Source organism: Ottowia thiooxydans (assembly GCF_040548795.1).
Classification (GTDB): Bacteria; Pseudomonadota; Gammaproteobacteria; order Burkholderiales; family Burkholderiaceae_C; genus Ottowia; species Ottowia thiooxydans_A.
This window is the reverse complement of sequence record NZ_JBEPSH010000016.1, coordinates 1-16,360: the sequence shown is the minus strand read 5'-3', so window position 1 is coordinate 16,360 and position 16,360 is coordinate 1. Positions and strand designations below refer to the sequence as shown.

The 16,360-nt window shown below is 58.0% G+C and carries 12 protein-coding genes and 1 pseudogene; 6 read left to right on the top strand and 7 right to left on the bottom strand.

Annotation, left to right across the window (positions count from 1 at the left end; translation table 11 throughout):
• Positions 1-109: 109 nt before the first annotated feature.
• Positions 110-1,075, bottom strand: coding sequence for a Bug family tripartite tricarboxylate transporter substrate binding protein (locus ABIE13_RS26400; protein WP_354449097.1), 966 nt, complete (start codon positions 1,073-1,075; stop codon positions 110-112).
• Positions 1,076-1,146: 71 nt separating this feature from the next.
• On the opposite strand from ABIE13_RS26400, the gene ABIE13_RS26395 reads away from it, so the two are divergent.
• The 3 genes from ABIE13_RS26395 (at position 1,147) to ABIE13_RS26385 (ending at position 5,053) form a co-directional block, all read left to right on the top strand.
• Complete coding sequence (locus ABIE13_RS26395) at positions 1,147-2,127, top strand: amidohydrolase family protein (RefSeq protein WP_354449095.1); 981 nt, start codon at positions 1,147-1,149, stop codon at positions 2,125-2,127.
• Between the two features lie 91 nt (positions 2,128-2,218).
• The gene (locus ABIE13_RS26390; protein ID WP_354449093.1) at positions 2,219-2,824 is read left to right on the top strand and encodes an isochorismatase family protein; all 606 of its coding nucleotides are present in this window, start codon (positions 2,219-2,221) and stop codon (positions 2,822-2,824) included.
• 318 nt (positions 2,825-3,142) lie between these two features.
• Entirely contained in the window at positions 3,143-5,053 is a 1,911-nt protein-coding gene (locus tag ABIE13_RS26385) for a propionate--CoA ligase (protein WP_354449208.1), read from the top strand.
• A 248-nt stretch (positions 5,054-5,301) separates the two neighbouring features.
• On the opposite strand, the gene ABIE13_RS26380 is transcribed toward ABIE13_RS26385, so the two are convergent.
• From ABIE13_RS26380 to ABIE13_RS26370, 3 genes are all read right to left on the bottom strand, one after another.
• On the bottom strand, positions 5,302-7,062 hold the full coding sequence (locus tag ABIE13_RS26380) for an ATP-dependent helicase (protein WP_354449091.1): 1,761 nt from the start codon (positions 7,060-7,062) through the stop codon (positions 5,302-5,304).
• Entirely contained in the window at positions 7,059-8,879 is a 1,821-nt protein-coding gene (locus ABIE13_RS26375) for an ATP-dependent nuclease (RefSeq protein WP_354449089.1), read from the bottom strand. Before ABIE13_RS26375 ends, ABIE13_RS26380 begins: the two co-directional genes overlap by 4 nt.
• 209 nt (positions 8,880-9,088) lie before the next feature.
• The gene (locus tag ABIE13_RS26370; protein WP_354449087.1) at positions 9,089-10,294 is read right to left on the bottom strand and encodes a hypothetical protein; all 1,206 of its coding nucleotides are present in this window, start codon (positions 10,292-10,294) and stop codon (positions 9,089-9,091) included.
• Positions 10,295-10,743: 449 nt separating this feature from the next.
• Between ABIE13_RS26370 and hxsB the strand changes: the two genes are divergently transcribed.
• The 3 genes from hxsB to hxsA are packed head-to-tail and all read left to right on the top strand — an operon-like array spanning position 10,744 to position 13,978.
• Positions 10,744-12,183, top strand: coding sequence for a His-Xaa-Ser system radical SAM maturase HxsB (gene hxsB, locus ABIE13_RS26365; protein ID WP_354449085.1), 1,440 nt, complete (start codon positions 10,744-10,746; stop codon positions 12,181-12,183).
• Positions 12,183-13,316 carry a His-Xaa-Ser system radical SAM maturase HxsC gene (gene hxsC / locus ABIE13_RS26360; protein WP_354449083.1) on the top strand — a complete coding sequence of 378 codons (1,134 nt, stop codon included), beginning with the start codon at positions 12,183-12,185 and terminating at the stop codon, positions 13,314-13,316. Before hxsB ends, hxsC begins: the two co-directional genes overlap by 1 nt.
• Entirely contained in the window at positions 13,313-13,978 is a 666-nt protein-coding gene (gene hxsA / locus ABIE13_RS26355) for a His-Xaa-Ser repeat protein HxsA (RefSeq protein WP_354449081.1), read from the top strand. Before hxsC ends, hxsA begins: the two co-directional genes overlap by 4 nt.
• Before the next feature lie 135 nt (positions 13,979-14,113).
• On the opposite strand, the gene ABIE13_RS26350 is transcribed toward hxsA, so the two are convergent.
• The 3 genes and pseudogenes from ABIE13_RS26350 to ABIE13_RS26340 form a co-directional block, all read right to left on the bottom strand.
• Positions 14,114-15,010: a serine hydrolase domain-containing protein gene (locus ABIE13_RS26350; protein ID WP_354449079.1), complete on the bottom strand. Its 897-nt coding sequence runs from the start codon at positions 15,008-15,010 to the stop codon at positions 14,114-14,116.
• 116 nt (positions 15,011-15,126) lie between these two features.
• Positions 15,127-15,837, bottom strand: a complete 711-nt coding sequence (locus tag ABIE13_RS26345; RefSeq protein WP_354449077.1) for an NYN domain-containing protein — start codon at positions 15,835-15,837, stop codon at positions 15,127-15,129.
• A 233-nt stretch (positions 15,838-16,070) separates the two neighbouring features.
• Positions 16,071-16,360: pseudogene (locus ABIE13_RS26340) on the bottom strand (SDR family oxidoreductase); the annotation flags it as partial.

Below are 16,360 nucleotides of genomic sequence, written 5' to 3'. Positions count from 1 at the left end.
AGGCACAACCCGAAAAGTCTAATCTGCAAAGTGCGGGCGGCGTGATGAACACGCCGCCTTTTCGACTAAATCAATTCTTGAACCAGCTGAATCAGCTGAATCAGGCGCATCACTCTGGCTTGAAGCCCGAAGCCTTGATAGGCTGTTCCCAGCGCTTCAGGTGAGACGCCTGCATGGTGGCCAGGGCGGAGGCTGACGCATGGTTAGGCACCAGGCCAAATCCGTAGATTCTGTCTTGCACTGCTTGGTCCTTCAGGGCGTCTGCCACAGCGCGGTCAATTCTGGCCACCACATCGGCAGACATGCCGGGAGGCCCATAGAGGCCAAAGAAGGCATCTGCCACCATGTTCACGCCTTGTTCCTTCAGGGTAGGCACATCAGGCAAGGCTTTGGAGCGCTGGTCCCCCGTCACGGCCAAGATGCGCACTTTGCCTGCCTTGTGGTGTTCCAGCGTTTCAGAAGCGGTGTCTACCATCAGCGGCACTTGCCCGCCAATCAAATCCTGCGCCGCAGGAGCGCCGCCACGGTAGGCCACGTGCGTCAGCGGCACACCCGCCGCCTGGCCCAGCAACAAGCCCGCAAAGTGCGGCACGGTGCCGGCGCCGGACGTGCCGTAATTCGCTTTGGCGGGATTGGCTTTCATCCAGGCCAGCACTGTTTTCAAATCACCCGCCGGTGCACCTGGGCCTGCTGTTACGGCAAAGTCGAACGTGGTCACCCCGGAAATGGGCGTGAAATCCTTGATAGGGTCGTAGCCGATGTTGTTGTACAGCCAGGGCGCAATCACCATGGCGCCGCTAGGCGAGAGCACCAGCGTCTGGCCGTCTGGGGCGGCGCGTTTCAGTTCACCCAGCACCAGGCGGCCCGCGGCACCCGGCTTGTTTTCTACCAGCACGTTCTGCCCCAGAGAAGCGCGCATTTTTTCAGCCAGCAGCCGACCCACCACGTCCACCGACCCGCCTGGGGGGAATCCAATCAGAATCTTGATGGTTTTGTCCTGCGCAAAAGCCAGCGGCGAAGCGAAGGCGGAGGCGAGCGCAATAGTGGCTAAAGAGGCGAGGGCGCGGCGTTTCATCTGAAGTCTCCGTTGTAATGGTCTATTGTTCGCATAGTATCCATCAGCCACGAAATAAAGGAGAGAGACAAATGACCGTGATCGACGTCCACACCCACATGTTTACCCACAAGTGGATGGAACTGCTCAAAGCCAATGCCGGCATGTACAACGTCAAAACCCGCCCAGACGGCCAAAACGAGATCTTCCGCGGAGACACCCCGGTGGTGATCCCCCAAAAAGGCCACTTTGACTGGAAACTGCGCATTCAGCACATGGACCAGGCGGGCATTGATGTGTCTGTGGTGTCCCTCACTTGCCCCAACGTCTACTGGGGTGGTGAAGCCATCAGCCTGCAGGCCGCAGTAGAGGCCAATGACAACGTGGCTGACGCCCAGCGTGAATACCCAGACCGCATTCGCTGGTTTGCCTCATTGCCGTGGGAATACCCTCAGCGCGCCGTGGAAGAGCTGGAACGCGCCTGCGCCAAGGGCGCGGCAGGCGTCATGGTGCTGGCCAACGTGGCGGGCAAAAGCCTTACCGACCCCATGTTTGCCCCCATCTGGAAAGCCATAGACGACAAGGCGCTGCCCGTGCTGGTGCACCCCACCGACCCACCGGGCGTAGACGCCATGGACATGACCAAGTTTGACCTCAGCTGGTCAGTCGGCTTCATGTTCGACACCACGCTGGCCATCACACGCATGATCTTTGAGGGCTTCTTTGACCAATACCCCCATCTGAAGATCATCGCTTCTCACGGCGGCGGCACGCTGCCGTACCTGGTCGGCCGCTTTGAAAAAGGTGACGAGGTCGAGCTGCCCCAGCGCCGCCAGATGAAGCGCAAACCCACCGACTACCTGCGCCACATCTACTACGACAATATTACGTACAACCTCAACACAATGAAGTACCTGGTGTCTGTGGTGGGTGAAGAGCATGTCATGCTCGGCACTGACTGGCCCCACTGGGTGCACGACACCGCTGGCGCCCTGGCCCACACGGCACAGCTGCCACCGTCCCAGATGCGAGCCATTCGCGGTACCAACGCGTTGAGGGTGTTTGGGCTCTGAGTAGTCCAGTGAACAGAGAAGTCTGCACAGCCGATTTCTCTGTTTCACCGGGCAAGCCCCTCTATGTTTTTGAAATTAAAAGGTTTTCCCCATGCTGCTAGATGCCGATGATTGCCAACTGGTCCTGATTGACTATCAGGCTCGCCTCATGCCCGCCATTGACGGGCGTGAATTTGTGGTGGCCAACGCACTGAAGCTGGCGCGCATGGCCAGGCTGATGCAAGTGCCCGTATGGGGCACTGAGCAGAACCCAGACAAGCTGGGCGGCCTGGAGCCATCCCTGGCCGAGCTGTGCGACACCATCGTGCCCAAGATGGCGTTCAGCGGCGCAGAAGAACTGCTGCCCCTGCTGCGCCCGGCCCCCAAGCCCCAGCGCGGCGGCAACGCCCGCAGCATGCCCAAGCACCTGCAAAAACCCCCCGAGCCTGAAGCCCCCGAGCGCAACACCGTCGTTATCGCTGGCTGCGAAGCCCATGTCTGCCTCATGCAAACCGCGCTCACGCTGCTGGAAGAAGAGTGCGACGTCTGGGTAGTCACAGACGCCTGCGGTTCACGCACAGAGCGCAACCGCGACGCCGCCTACGACCGCCTGGCCGGCGCAGGCTGCGAGCTTGTCACCACAGAAATGGTCTGCTTTGAATGGATCCGCGCTGCCGATCACCCCGCATTCAAAGCCATGCAAGCGCTGATCAAGTAAACCGAAAGCAGAAACCCCAGAAGTGTGGAGCCCTTTTTTCTCCCTCTCCCACGTGTGGGAGAGGGCGGGGGCGCCCGGCTAGGGGTGAGGGCCGAGCTCGCTCGCTACAGCGCATCATCCACAGCCAGTCTCCTCCAACTCCAGCTATCCCACCTCGGTCAGCCTCGCGAAAGCATTCCGTCCATAATTATGAATTCAAAATGAAGTAAGCTTTGGTACTGAAGGCCCTACGAGCCGTTTAAAGTCGCGTCAGATAACCCTAAATTTCCCCTACAAAGCCCAGTCAAACCAGACAACTGGCCCAAAAGCCACGGAGACATTTTCATGACGAGCTATGCCGATTTCTATCGCCGTTCCATTGAGCAACGTGACGAATTTTGGGCTGAACAAGCCCAATTGATCGATTGGCATACGCCCCCGCAGACCATCTGCAACTACAGCAACCCACCCTTTGCCAAATGGTATGAAGGCGGCACCACCAACCTGTGCCACAACGCTGTAGACCGTCATCTAAAAGACCGCGCAAACCAAACCGCGCTGATCTGGGTTTCTACAGAAACCGATCAAGAAACCACCTACACTTTCCGCGAACTGCACGCTGAAGTGCAGCGCATGGCCGCCACCCTCATCAGCATGGGCGTAGGCAAGGGCGACCGCGTACTCATCTACATGCCCATGATCGCAGAGGCCGCCTTCGCGATGCTGGCCTGCACGCGCATCGGCGCACTGCACTCCGTAGTGTTCGGCGGTTTCGCCTCTGGCTCATTAGCCACCCGCATTGAAGACGCAGAACCCAAAGTCATCGTCAGCGCAGACGCCGGCTCACGCGGCGGCAAGTCCGTAGCGTACAAGCCCTTGCTGGACGAAGCCATCAAGCTATCCAAACACAAGCCCGGCGCCGTTCTCTTGGTAGACCGCGGCATGGTGCCCATGATTCTCGAAGCAGGGCGCGACCACCTGTGGGCCACAGAGCGTGAGAAAAACTTCAACGCCCAGGTCCCCTGCGAATGGGTAGACGCCACCCACCCCAGCTACACCCTGTACACCAGCGGCACCACTGGCAAACCCAAAGGCGTACAGCGAGACACCGGCGGCTACGCCGTGGCGCTGGCCGCTTCCATGAAGCACATCTTTGAAGGCAAACCAGGCGAAACCTATTTTTCGACCAGCGACATCGGCTGGGTAGTAGGCCACAGCTACATCGTCTACGGCCCGCTCATCGCCGGCATGTCCACCATCATGTATGAAGGCCTGCCCATCCGCCCAGATGGCGGTATCTGGTGGCAACTGGTAGAGAAGTACAAAGTCACCGTCATGTTCAGCGCCCCCACCGCCGTGCGCGTGCTGAAAAAGCAAGACCCTGCCTACCTCAGCAAATACGACCTGTCCAGCCTGCGTGCCCTCTACCTGGCCGGCGAACCGCTAGACGAGCCCACCGCCCAGTGGATCAGCCAAGGCCTGAACGGCAAACCCATCATCGACAACTACTGGCAAACCGAAACCGGCTGGCCCATCCTCACCGTCTGCAGCGGTGTGGAACCCATGGCCACCAAGTTCGGTTCACCCGGCAAAGCGGTCTATGGGTTTAACGTCAAACTGCTGGACGACCAAACCGGCGAAGAGCTGACAGAGCCTAACCAAAAAGGCGTGGTCGCCATTGAAGGCCCATTGCCCCCCGGCTGTATGCAAACCGTGTGGCGTGATGACGCCCGCTTTGTGAACACCTATTGGTCCAGCGTGCCCAACAAGCTGGTCTACAGCACGTTTGACTGGGGCATCAAAGACAAAGACGGCTACTACTTCATCCTGGGGCGGACAGACGACGTGATCAACGTCGCAGGCCATCGTCTGGGCACGCGTGAAATTGAAGAAGCAATCTCGGGGCACCCCAATATTGCAGAGGTGGCCGTGGTCGGTGTGGCAGACAACCTCAAAGGGCAGGTGGCCATGGCCTTCGCGGTGTTGAAGGACGCCAGCCAGATGGACGATCACGCCGCCATGCTCAAGCTGGAGGGCGAGGTCATGAAGGTGGTTGATGCATCACTTGGCGCAGTCGCCCGGCCATCGCGCGTACGATTTGTGACGGCTTTGCCTAAGACTCGAAGCGGCAAGCTGCTTCGCCGTGCGGTGCAAGCAGTTTGTGAAGGGCGGGATCCTGGGGATTTGACGACTATGGAGGATCCGGCGGCGCTGCAGCAGATTAAGGGGTTGGTGGTAGTGGGGGGATAAGTTGTTGGACCGCTGTAGGCTGGGCACGGTCGTTCGCCGTTCTAAAGCGAATGTCAGCGGCTGCCGGAACCGGTCATTGACCTTTCTCGTGCGAAGCGATTCCTCTCGCTGCCGACAACTCTCAGTCGGAATCTGTAGCCAGCCCGGTCGGCTCAAGAGGGAATGACCTTGGTCTTCGTGCAAAACTCCGTCACCAATCGTCCTATGTCATAACGTCACGCGCCAGTCCGACTGACGAGGGGTTTTCCTTAGAGCTTGTGCCCCTTGAGCAGGGGGCATTGCGGCCAAAGCGGATCGAGGATGAGCGTGTGGACTTTTGCTCTCGTGATGCCGACTCGAAGCACACGTCGGCTTTTGGGATACGGGGCAGTGTCGCCTCGCCAAACGAAAGATGATTCGACGGCGGGGCCGGTCCGACGAGCTTCGCGGACGAGGATGACTCCGTCGAACTGCTTGCCCTTGGCCTTGTGGAAATTCATGACTTGCAAGCCCATCGGCGGCTCCACGCCGTCGAGGATTTGCTCCTGTGCGAGAGCCAAGTCGAGGGCGGTGCGGGCATTGGTGTAGGCGCCGTCGCGAAGCCATTCACCAGAGAGGGCAGCCGAGATGCGATGTCCCCGACGGAATGCCACCAAGAAGTCCAACTGCGCAGCGACCCGCGTGAGTTCGTCCTGATTGGTCGCCCGCAGCTCATGTTTGACCGTGAGCCAGTCCTCGGCGGGATCGCCGCTGAAATCGTTGACTGCCAAGCCTGAGATCAGGCCGCGCAGCGCGTTGGCTATGTTGATGTTCAGGGCCTTGCCGCCCTTGATTTTGTTGGCCTGCTCCAAGAGTTTGGCGACTTCCGTCCGGCCCTGTCCCGTCGCGCGCCTCGCGGCGGCGATCATTTCCATGCTGGTGGCGACATCCGCCTCCAGTTGGGCGAGGTCCTTGGGTTCCAGCAGAAAGGCCGCGAAACGGGCTGACAGCAGCGCTTCGGCCTCGTCGAACAGCAGCTTGTGCCGAACCGGCTTCCCGACATTGGCCCCCAACGCGTTGAGGGCGTTGGACATCTTCAACGCGCTGCGGTTGTTGGTGACCAGTATCGCGATCGTCTCCACCTTCTTGTCGCTCTGAGCCCGAATTGATTTCAAGAGCTCTCCGAGGGCTCGGCGCAGCAGATGATTCCAGTTCGGCGGTGGCTTCTCGGGGCGGTAGGCAAGGGCGGATACGCCCTTGTAGGGTGCGCCGCGTGGCTTGGCCGTCAGGATGTCATTGCCGAACGCCAAGATTTCGGAGTCCGGGCTGCGGTGGTTCTGCGTCCCAAGGTCGATCTCGTGCGGCTTCAACGCCTGCCGGATGGCGATCACGCGCTCCGGGCCGACGCCTGGCAGGTAGTCGAAGATTTGCTGCTCGAGGTCTGCCAGGCAAAGCACCTGCGTGTGTGGCGCGAGCATCTGGATGCACTGCCACGCGTATTGGCCGGTGTCCTGGGCCTCGTCCACGATGATGATGGGATGCCGATGAGCGATCGATGCCAAAAGATGCGAGCTGCGAGCCAACAGAGCTGTCGCATTGGGCGCGAACAGATCAAACGCGATCCGCCCCTCTTCGCGAAACAGCCGCTCACGCTCGACGAGCCACTCGTCCCAGCCATCGTCTTCGTCGCCGAGGCCGCCCGACAGGGCCTTCTCGTCGTGTGGCAGCAAGATCGAGAGCCTATGCGGTGCCCCAAGCAGGTAGGCGTGGGCTTTGAGGATGTCCCAGAAGAACGAATGGAACGTCTGGATGGAGAGCTGCTCCTGTTCGGCTTTGGTGGACTCGAGCTTGGCGGCATCCAAGATGCGCGCCACTGCCGCCCGCGAGAAGCTCAGGAACAAGGCCGACTGACCCGAAAGCATGCCGTCGCGAATCCGCTTGACCGCCTTGCGCAGCGCGAGCGTCGTCTTGCCGCTGCCGGGGCCGCCGATGACCAAGGCATGGCCCTCGCAAGCCATGACGCTTTCGCGCAGCTTGCAAGGCTCGTTCATGGAGCGGCAGCAGCGGCGGCCGGCTCGGGTGTTGCTCCATCGCCGTCGTCGATCGGGGGTGGAGGTGGGAACAGTGCGAACACTGACGCCAGAAACTTCGTCACCGTGGCCGGCAGCTCGTGGAGCTCACACTCCTCGAACAGGCGCGCCGACCAGCCGGCGCCCTTGTTGCCGCCGAGGGCTTCTTTGGCGATGGCCTTGACCGCGTCGTCGTTCGGGCGCGCATCGGGGATGGCGACGTTGCCGTTCTCATCATTGGCTTTTAGGCCCGACAGGAAGGACCACAGCCGATCCACGGGCACCTCCGCCACGACGAGGTCTTCGAAGCCCTTGTAGGCGTGCTCGACATTGATTTCGAAGTTGTCCGCCAGAGCCTGCGCTTGCTCGGCCTTGCGCTTCTTTTTGTAGTCAAGGTCGTAGAAGGCGAAGGTGCGTAGCTCCAGCGTCTTGAAGAACTTTCCGAACTTGGGCATGTTCGACTCGCCATCAGCGTCGAAGAAGGCCACACCCGCGATGTCCAGCGGCTGCAAGTTGGGATCGCTCTCTTCCATGCGCCGCGCGACGACGGGCATCGCATGTAACTCGGTAACGCCTTCGACGACGATGGCTGCTCGTCCCAGCATGCATTCAGACAGGCCGGAGCGAGAAAAGCGCTTGTAGTCGTTGTCTTTGAGGCCGGTGGCGTCGGAGACCTTTCGCGCCGTGACCACGCCGGCATTGCGAGCCAGCAGCAGTGTCTTGGATGGCTCGAACTTCTCGATCACGAATGGCGAGTGGGAGGTCACGAAGGCCTGCGTCGTCTTGGTCATCAGGTATTGGGCGATGCGTCGCTGGGTGTGCGGCGGCACCGCGATCTCGGGCTCCTCCATGGCGAAGATGACCGTGTCGGGCTTGAGGTCGGCGATGAAGGAGAGCAGCGCGAGCACCAGCGTGTTGATGGTGCCCGTGCCGGCGTGGGGGAATGGGACGTGTCCTTGGTCCGCCGACAGCGCCAAGAAGAACGTCATCGTCTTGCGCAGATGCTCACGCGTGAGCTCCGAGACATGCAGCTTGGTGGCGTTGCCGGGCGACTCCAATGCGATGTAGCGGGCCAGCCGCCTCTCCACGGATCGCAGAACCGGCGCGATCTCGGCCGCGTCGGCTTCGATGTCGAGGCCGCGCAGGCGCTCAATGGTCTTCTCCCACAGGCTGGTGCGCACGCCCTTGATCCGCAGGATGATGTCGAGAAGCGATCCACGCTCCAAGCTCAGCGCCCGCGAGCCGGTGCGAAGCGCCCGCAGGTAGAGGAAACCAAACAGCCGCTTGATCGGCTTGGGAAGCTTGGTCAGCTCCCCGGGGGGGGCGTCGGGACTATGGGAGAAGTAGGTGCGTGCCTCGAACTCGTCTTCCTCGGGGTTGTATTGGCCGATGGTCTCGATCCGAAGGCAAGGGACGGCATGGGGCGGATTGGCCGCGTCGGCCTCTCCCGGCCCGAGCAGTCTTTGCTCGGCCACATGCCAAAACTCGATGTTGCCGCCGCACTTGGCTCCGATCTCGGCGCCGGGTTCAATGAGGACCGCCTCGATCCGAAGCGGAGTCGGCACCCGCTCCGCGCCTTCTTCTGCGGCAGGGGCCAGGTATTCAGCGTTGTAGAAGTCGAACTCATCGACCGGAGGGAAGCGGTTGAGCCGGTCGGGGCCCAAGACCAGGTCGAGGGCTTCGCAGAGCGTGCTCTTGCCGACATTGTTGGAGCCCACCATCAGGGTGTGCCCGTCGAACAGGAGCTCCGCCGACTTGATGCCGCGAAAGTTCGAGATGGTCAGCCGGACAACCTTCATGTCTTCTCCCGTATTGGCGTAAGCCTTAGTTTGATGGTGTGGTGGTCATCATAAAGAGGCGCGCATGGCCCGTCTGCTCAAGCCAGCCCGGAACGGCCGCTTTGTAGCAGTCAGCGTCAGTTGATCTCGCAGCAACGACTGACAGCAACCGCTGCAAAGCCGACATTGCATGGTTGGTGCCCTTGCTTGTCGTGGGCACTTAACTCCGATCATTGGCGGCGTTGGTAGGCCTTTCCAGGCGAAGAGTTGGCACGCTCATCTGCCAGTTCAAACAGGCATTGCATATAGGGCTGAACCTCCTCCCATTTCGCGCGCGCGTCATAGAACTGATAAAGATTTCTGGTCGCCACAACTGCATCGGGCCACTTATCTGCTGCGCTTAATCGAGTCATGGCCTCCCTGCTATCGTCATCATCATGCAGGCCTCCGTCTTGGGCGCCGTAAGTGTGGAACTCGACTATTCGCCGAGGCTGTGGAAAGTCCGCGTCTCTGCAGTCGCCTGCGGGCGCCGATTGCTCCCGTGAGACATGAGCGCCTGCAAATGAGTCCTGAACCGTGTGAAGAACCGATCCGAACGCCACGTGATGTAGATGAGGTAGCAATATGTCCTGGTGCCCCAGGATGTACAGATCGGAGACACGCCATTCTGAACAGCCAAAGTGTTCCTTGAACGTAGGGATATCGATGTCCCTGAGCACGGTATCGGGCTTGATCTCTCGCGAGAAAACCTTCCAGGCGAATTCAAGCCAATCCAGTACCTTTGCACGTGTCGCGCCGGGGTGAATTCCCTCCTCACTGGCCATGGCATGTAGAAACTGCAAATCTCCAAAGTGGGAACGAGTCATCAGGTTGCCCCTCATGCTGCCTTTAGCATTGCCGCAGCCTACGATCTTTAGTGTCTGAGCCTTTTTCTCCGCATCCATGAACAAGCAATACCAGCGCAGCGGTTGCGTAGAGAAGCGGATGGTCTGGTTGACGTTTTTCGACTTGCCTAGGAAGGGGCAGCCGCCGTCATTGTCTGTTTGCTTGAACGGAGGCAAGTCGTTCCAACGAACCCCGTAGATGACGTACGCAGACGCAAAAGGCCTGTCCAGAGCGCTGCAACTAAGGTCCTGAGTTAGGTTGCCAAGCTTTACCGGGCAACCCATCCCAATCTGAGTAATCTCTTCATGCACGCGGCCTTTAATCAGAATCCCAAGCTTTCCCGCCACAGCGGCCAGAGAGGCCTCGGATTCGTTAGTCAACTTGGACTCGAAAGCCGAACCAGTGGGCGCAATTTGGAAGGCGGCAGCGACAGTCGACAGGGCGAAAGCGCCCGCCAAAACTGCGACCTGTTTAATGAATCGCATGACTGCGAACGCTGCGCCCCGCGGACGCTTGGGCCGCTGTGCGATCCTGTTGCTTGCTAGAGGCATTTGTCTCCTCCTATACGTTCAATGTAGATGGCTTCTCAGTTTGGTCTCGTTTTTTTATGCCGCAAACTAAGATCTAAGTCAAAAGGTTGGCATAAATCCAAAAATATTGCAAAATGTTTCCATGTGGGGTGAGTTTAGAGGAGACACAGCAATGTTCATAAGAATAAAGACCGTAAGTTGCAAAAAGCTGATTGATCGGATTGGGACTGCAAGCCCACCTGTTTGCGTGTTGTCGTAGCGAGCAGTCGCAAACGTGCTGAGCGCGATGATCATGCGCGAGTTCGCAGTAGTGGGAAGCGATGCGCTTGACGTGCGAGTGTGCCCAATTGCTTCTGGCGGCGGTCGTGAAAAGTCGTACCTAATTCACTTCTTACGAGGCGCTTTTCGTCCCCATGTGAAGGGGCGGAAGGGTGTCTCTACGTTTTTCGCGATCTGCAGAGCGTAGCGCTATGGGATACGCCGCGCAGACACAGCCGTTTCGCAGCCGCTTGCTAGCAGATGGGTTTGTCGTGGCGACGGCACGGACTGGTGATCACGCGTTTTTCTCTCTAGAAGAGTTTGAGCAGTTTTGCCAGTCACCCGCGACTTTGCCGCTGCGCAGGCAAGCGGAACTTCGCTCCCGTTTTCTAATGGGGGAGGGGACTCTGTCGGTTGGTATGCGACGGTTGGCTAACTCTCGCATTTCCGCGAAACGCGAGACAGTGTCCTCGGGTCCATCGCTACACATCATCGTACCCACCCTACAGTGCGCGCATTCTTGCCGCTACTGTCAGGTCAGCCGTTCGTTGCATGACCAAGGGTACGCAATGTCGCCGTCGGACATAGATGCCGCCTGCGACTCGATTTTCGAAAGTACTTCTCCTACCTTGACGGTTGAGTTTCAGGGGGGCGATCCTCTACTGCGTTTTGACCTGATCGAGCGCGCTATTTTGCGCATACAGGCGCGCAATGCAACTGAGAGACGGCGGATACGGTTTGTCATCGCATCGACGCTTCATCAGCTCGATGAAGCGATGTGCGCGTTTCTCAAAGATCATGGCGTACACCTGTCCACCAGCATCGATGGGCCACGCGAACTGCATAACCGCAATCGTCCGACGTCGGGGCGCGATGCATATGAGCGAACGATCGCAGGCATTCAGCTTGCACGAGAACAATTGGGACCGGATGCAGTAGCAGCGCTGATGACCACGACAAAGGCATCGCTTGGCCAGCCGGAGGACATCGTTGACGAGTACGTCCGACTGGGTTTCCGAGAGATTTTTCTGCGACCGTTGAGCACCTACGGTTTTGCGAAGCGTAATCAATCTCTGCTCAGCTATACGGTCGAGGAATTTTTCTACTTCTATCAACGTGGCTTGGAACGCGTCCTCCATTGGAACAGGCAAGGGGTTGAGATTCGAGAGGTTTACGCCTCGATATTGCTAAACAAGATGCTCTCCACTTTTGATGCAGGTTACGTTGACCTGCAGAGTCCGACGGGCGCAGGCGCCAGCGTATTGGTCTACAACTACGATGGGTATGTCTACCCCAGCGATGAGGCTCGCATGCTGGCGGAGACTGGGGACACATCGCTTCGAATGGGAAAAATCGGTACGCCGCTTCCCGAGCTATTCGCGTCGTCGACTCGCATTGAGCTTGCCAGAGCCAGTGACGTTGATGAAGTCGCTGGTTGCCGTGAATGCCCATACAACTTGTTTTGCGCGCCGAATCCCGTGGATGCTCACGCGCAGTTTGGTACCCCCTTTGTGCCGGCGCATGAAACAGAGCACTGTCAACGCCACATGGGGCTGTTCGATGCAATGTTCATGGCTCTTCGTAGCGCCGACGAAGACGTGCTGGATCTGTTTCACCAATGGGCTCGGCCCATATTGGATTCAAAAGTCTGATGCGCAAGTTCAAGGCGGTTCTCCAACCCGGCTGTCAGCCTCTCGTGCACAGAGTCGTCGGGTATGCGGACATCGCCAACGATTGGGCGCCGGACCTCAGGTTCTTGGTACGGGTCGGGTCAGCTGAAGAGAGGGAGGGCGTCGAACGACTGCAGAACACTGGACTTACCAACATTTTCTGGGCCGAAGATGCAGCCTTGGAGGATGGAGATGTCGCAGTACCCAACCCGCACCAGGAAGAGGTTGTGGTGCTGTTCCGAGAGTCCGATACTCACCACTCACTGTTCATGACGAATCGCTGCAATAGCTATTGTCTGATGTGCTCGCAGCCTCCAACTGCTGCGGACGACAGCTGGCTCGTAGAGGAGGCTATTGACGCCGTCCGTCACCTACGTAAATCGCCTGATGTGCTGGGGCTCACCGGAGGGGAGCCTTTGCTATTGGGAGTAGGGCTAAGGCGCGTGCTCGATGCGGTGGCAGTCCATCATCCGAGTACGCGAGTAGAGGTGTTGACGAACGGTCGTCTGTTCGCCAACTCAAAGATTGCGTCGCAGATATTGGAAGACTTGACTGTATCGGTGAAATGGCTGATTCCACTTTATGGTCATGCAGACTTCGTGCATGACTTTGTAGTGCAGACGCCAGGAGCCTTTGACGAAACGCTGGCTGGCCTTCTACTGCTGCAAATGCATCGGCAGGAGATTCAACTCAGGGTTGTGTTGATTGAGCCCGTGCTGCAGGTGCTTCCGGAATTGGCGGGCTTCGTTGGTCGCAATCTGCCGTTCGTGCGTGAAATTGCGCTCATGGGATGTGAGCCCATCGGGTTCGCACTTGCAAATCGCGACCTGTGTGAGGTGGACTTGAGTGAATGGGCTTCCACGTTGGAGCTCTCTGCGCGCGTCTTGCGGCGACACGATATTCCCCATTTACTAATGAACGCACCGCTATGTGCGCTGCCACAGCGCCTGTGGCCGGTGGCGCACCGAAGCATTTCCGACTGGAAGAATGTTTACGCGCAGGAGTGCGAAAGCTGTGCAGTGAAATCCGATTGCGCTGGCCTGTTCGCATGGCATGAGAAGGGCTGGAAGCCCGCGCCTTTAAAAACCATAGAAGAAAGCGAGGTCGTCTCTTGAGCAAGTTCATCCGAAATATTTCTTTGTTTATCGCGGGACTGCCTCTGCTTACCACCAAAACTTTGTCGGCAGTTCCCGGGCCGCGTGTCGATGTTGAGCCCCTTGATGCTACTGGCGCCGTCCCATTGCAGCCGTTGAACTGGGATTCGGACAATCTTTTTGCAGGGCATCGCTCGCATTCCAGTCATCGTTCCCACTCAAGTCATAGCTCCCATTACTCAGGCTCAGGTGGTGGTAGCTCAAGCTATCGTGCACCGGTTTATATCGCGCCAAGCCCGGCTCCTGCACCTTCTTACGCGCCACCCAGTCCATCGCCGAGACCAGCGCCGCTCTATCAGTCCGGATCGCCTCCTGGTGCGGCAACTAAGTCTCTAGTTGACCCAACCAGTGCCACACGTCCAGGTCAAGCTGTGCATAACGGAAGTTCCGTAAACTCCGGGTTAAGGGATGATTTGACGAACTCTGAGAAGTTGCGACTACAGATCATGCGAGTACAGATCAAGCTTAAGCAACTCGGTCTTTACAGTGAGCAGGTCGATGGGGTGATGAACGAAGAAATGCGTCAGGCGCTACGCTATTTCCAAGACCTTAAAGGCTTGGAAAAGACGGGGACTATGACTACTTCAACGCTCAATGCCATGGGCATATTGGCCGTCAACTAGTTAACTACGAGGGGACCAAGAAATATGTTGAAGACCGTCACATTGCTGGTGGCGTCTTCTATCCGAATTCGAAAGACCGAATCTAACTAGTCGCTGACAAACGCCGCAAAGCAAGTTAGTGGACGAGTCCCATCATCACACCTCACGCATATCAAGTTTAAAAATTGCCGATAGACGCTTGACGACCTCAGCTTCAGTTGAACCCTCATCGGGGCCCTCACGAAAGACAGCGCAACTCGCCGTATCAGTACCATAAGCGCAGCGATAGATAGCCACCACGCTCCCCGGCCCAGCTCCGGTGTGGCCGCACACAGTCAGCCCTTTATCAACCCCGCCTTGCATCAGGCCGAGGCCATATCCAGGAGAAGTCCAGGGGCGTCCGGGGATCGGTCCGCCGAGGGTGCGGGCTGTTTGCATCTCCTGTAGCAACGAATCAGAAAGAAGGTGTCCGGCCATTAGTCGGTCCAGGAAAATCAATGCTTCCGAGAGAGGGCCGACAAGCAAACCGTGATAAACCCAACCGGGGTCATATGTGGATGCGGCCCCCATATGTACCCCGTCCAGATCAGCTTGCGTTTTTGCGACGCGAACTCGGGAGAGACCCATCGGCGCCAATGCCTGTTGCATCAGCGCTTCCTCAAGTGCCAGGCCCGTCACACGTTCGATAAGCCTCGCGACGTACATGTAGCCGACATTCGAATAGCGCCAACCGGCTCCAGGCTCATAACGCAACCTTGAAGCGTCAAGGCGTTGCAGCATTTCATCTGGTGACCAAGGTGAGTCTTCACGAGCAACGGCAGCGTGGTACTCGGCAAGTTCGCCGTAGTCTGCCAGCCCGGCTTCATGTCTAAGCAGTTGACGCAGAGTGAACGGACCTTCAGGAACCGTGTCATCGAGGCGAATCAACCCATCACGCACCAGTGAAAGTGCTGTTGCCGATAGCACTGTCTTCGTAAAGCTCCACCAGGGAACCACAACATCGTGCCCTTCTTGCTGTACCGGAGTGCCGTTCGATATGAGGGAAAAGAACATGGTGGAGTGCACTGAATTAGGGGATTGCCGAGTCTTGCTACTGAGCCAAAGTCTCATCCCTCAACGGGTATGGACTAACTGACAACACTCGCGCGCGACGGGCTTTTCCGCTGATCTCATTTCAACCGAAGCTCGACATGCACAAAGCCAGTGCTGTCTGGTAAATCCTTAACTTCCAAATATGCCTGAGCGCGGACGAGTTCGCTAAGCTTCTTGAATCCGTAATTCCTTGGATCGAATGACGTGTGGGTTTTTCCCAGAAGCGATCCCACCACGGAAAGCCTTGACCAGCCGTTGTCGCGGGCGGTCTCGCGTATGGCTTGGCGCAGTAACTCTTTCAAGTCTGGTACGTCGGGAATCTGTGCAAGAGCCTCGGACTCTATAGGTTTTCTGAGCACCTCGAAGAAAATGAACTTGTCGCATGCCGCGATGAACGGCTCCGGCGTCTTTCGTTCACCTAGTCCATAGACAGTCTTGCCGGCTTCTCGCAAGCGTGTCGCAAGTCGGGTGAAATCGCTGTCGCTTGATACCAGGCAAAACCCATCGACGTTGCCCCCATAGAGGAGGTCCATTGCATCGATGATGAAGGCGGAATCTGTGGAGTTCTTTCCTTGCGTGTAGGCAAATTGCTGGATGGGCTGAATTGCGTGTCTATGGAGGTGCCCCTTCCACCCCACGAGGTTCTGAGTCGTCCAGTCACCGAAGGCGCGCTTCACAGTTGCAGTCCCATACTTTGCGACTTCTTCAAGCAGTTCCTTCGCAACCGATGCGGATGCATTGTCTGCATCGATGAGAACCGCCAATCTGATAGTGTCGATATTCGCCATCTAGGCCTCGTCCAATTAGGAATCGTTGAAAGGTTGATCGTTCTCAGATCGCCCAAGCCGATCAACGCACCGATGGTGACATACCTTCGGCTCTCTAACTACAGGCACCGTTGACTATCTCGAACGAAGGGACGGATTCAAGAAGGCTTATCCAGAGTCCGAAAATCCAGCGTCCGCAGCAGCTTCGCAGTTTCTTGATATGGCTTAGGGCTTTGTCTCCCCGAAAGCAAAAGTCAGCGGGCCTTGCCGTTGGCTATGCAATATGAGTTGACGAAGGTTGCAGTGTGCTGCAAAGACTGACGTATATCCGGTTTGGCTATTCCATGCTTGTTGGCAAATTGCTCAAGCGCCGCAGTATCAAAACGAGTGGTCTGGATAAAGTCCAGGGCTTCGGCGCTTGTATTCAAGAACCGCGCGACGGGAGGAATCCTCAGTAGCAACTTCAGCAATCGGAGCGAAATGTGATGCCTGGGAGGCTTCAAGCCAATGGGTTGTGCCACCTGTACCAGGAGCTCTCGCAAGT

What these genes read in the sequence shown, in the direction of transcription:
- hxsB (WP_354449085.1), top strand. Translation starts at nt 10,744, where the DNA reads ATGGGATACGCCGCGCAGACACAGCCGTTTCGCAGCCGCTTGCTAGCA.
- ABIE13_RS26400 (WP_354449097.1), bottom strand. Translation starts at nt 1,075, where the DNA reads ATGAAACGCCGCGCCCTCGCCTCTTTAGCCACTATTGCGCTCGCCTCC.
- ABIE13_RS26390 (WP_354449093.1), top strand. Translation starts at nt 2,219, where the DNA reads ATGCTGCTAGATGCCGATGATTGCCAACTGGTCCTGATTGACTATCAG.
- ABIE13_RS26375 (WP_354449089.1), bottom strand. Translation starts at nt 8,879, where the DNA reads ATGAAGGTTGTCCGGCTGACCATCTCGAACTTTCGCGGCATCAAGTCG.
- ABIE13_RS26395 (WP_354449095.1), top strand. Translation starts at nt 1,147, where the DNA reads ATGACCGTGATCGACGTCCACACCCACATGTTTACCCACAAGTGGATG.
- ABIE13_RS26345 (WP_354449077.1), bottom strand. Translation starts at nt 15,837, where the DNA reads ATGGCGAATATCGACACTATCAGATTGGCGGTTCTCATCGATGCAGAC.
- ABIE13_RS26350 (WP_354449079.1), bottom strand. Translation starts at nt 15,010, where the DNA reads ATGTTCTTTTCCCTCATATCGAACGGCACTCCGGTACAGCAAGAAGGG.
- ABIE13_RS26370 (WP_354449087.1), bottom strand. Translation starts at nt 10,294, where the DNA reads ATGCCTCTAGCAAGCAACAGGATCGCACAGCGGCCCAAGCGTCCGCGG.
- ABIE13_RS26380 (WP_354449091.1), bottom strand. Translation starts at nt 7,062, where the DNA reads ATGAACGAGCCTTGCAAGCTGCGCGAAAGCGTCATGGCTTGCGAGGGC.
- hxsC (WP_354449083.1), top strand. Translation starts at nt 12,183, where the DNA reads ATGCGCAAGTTCAAGGCGGTTCTCCAACCCGGCTGTCAGCCTCTCGTG.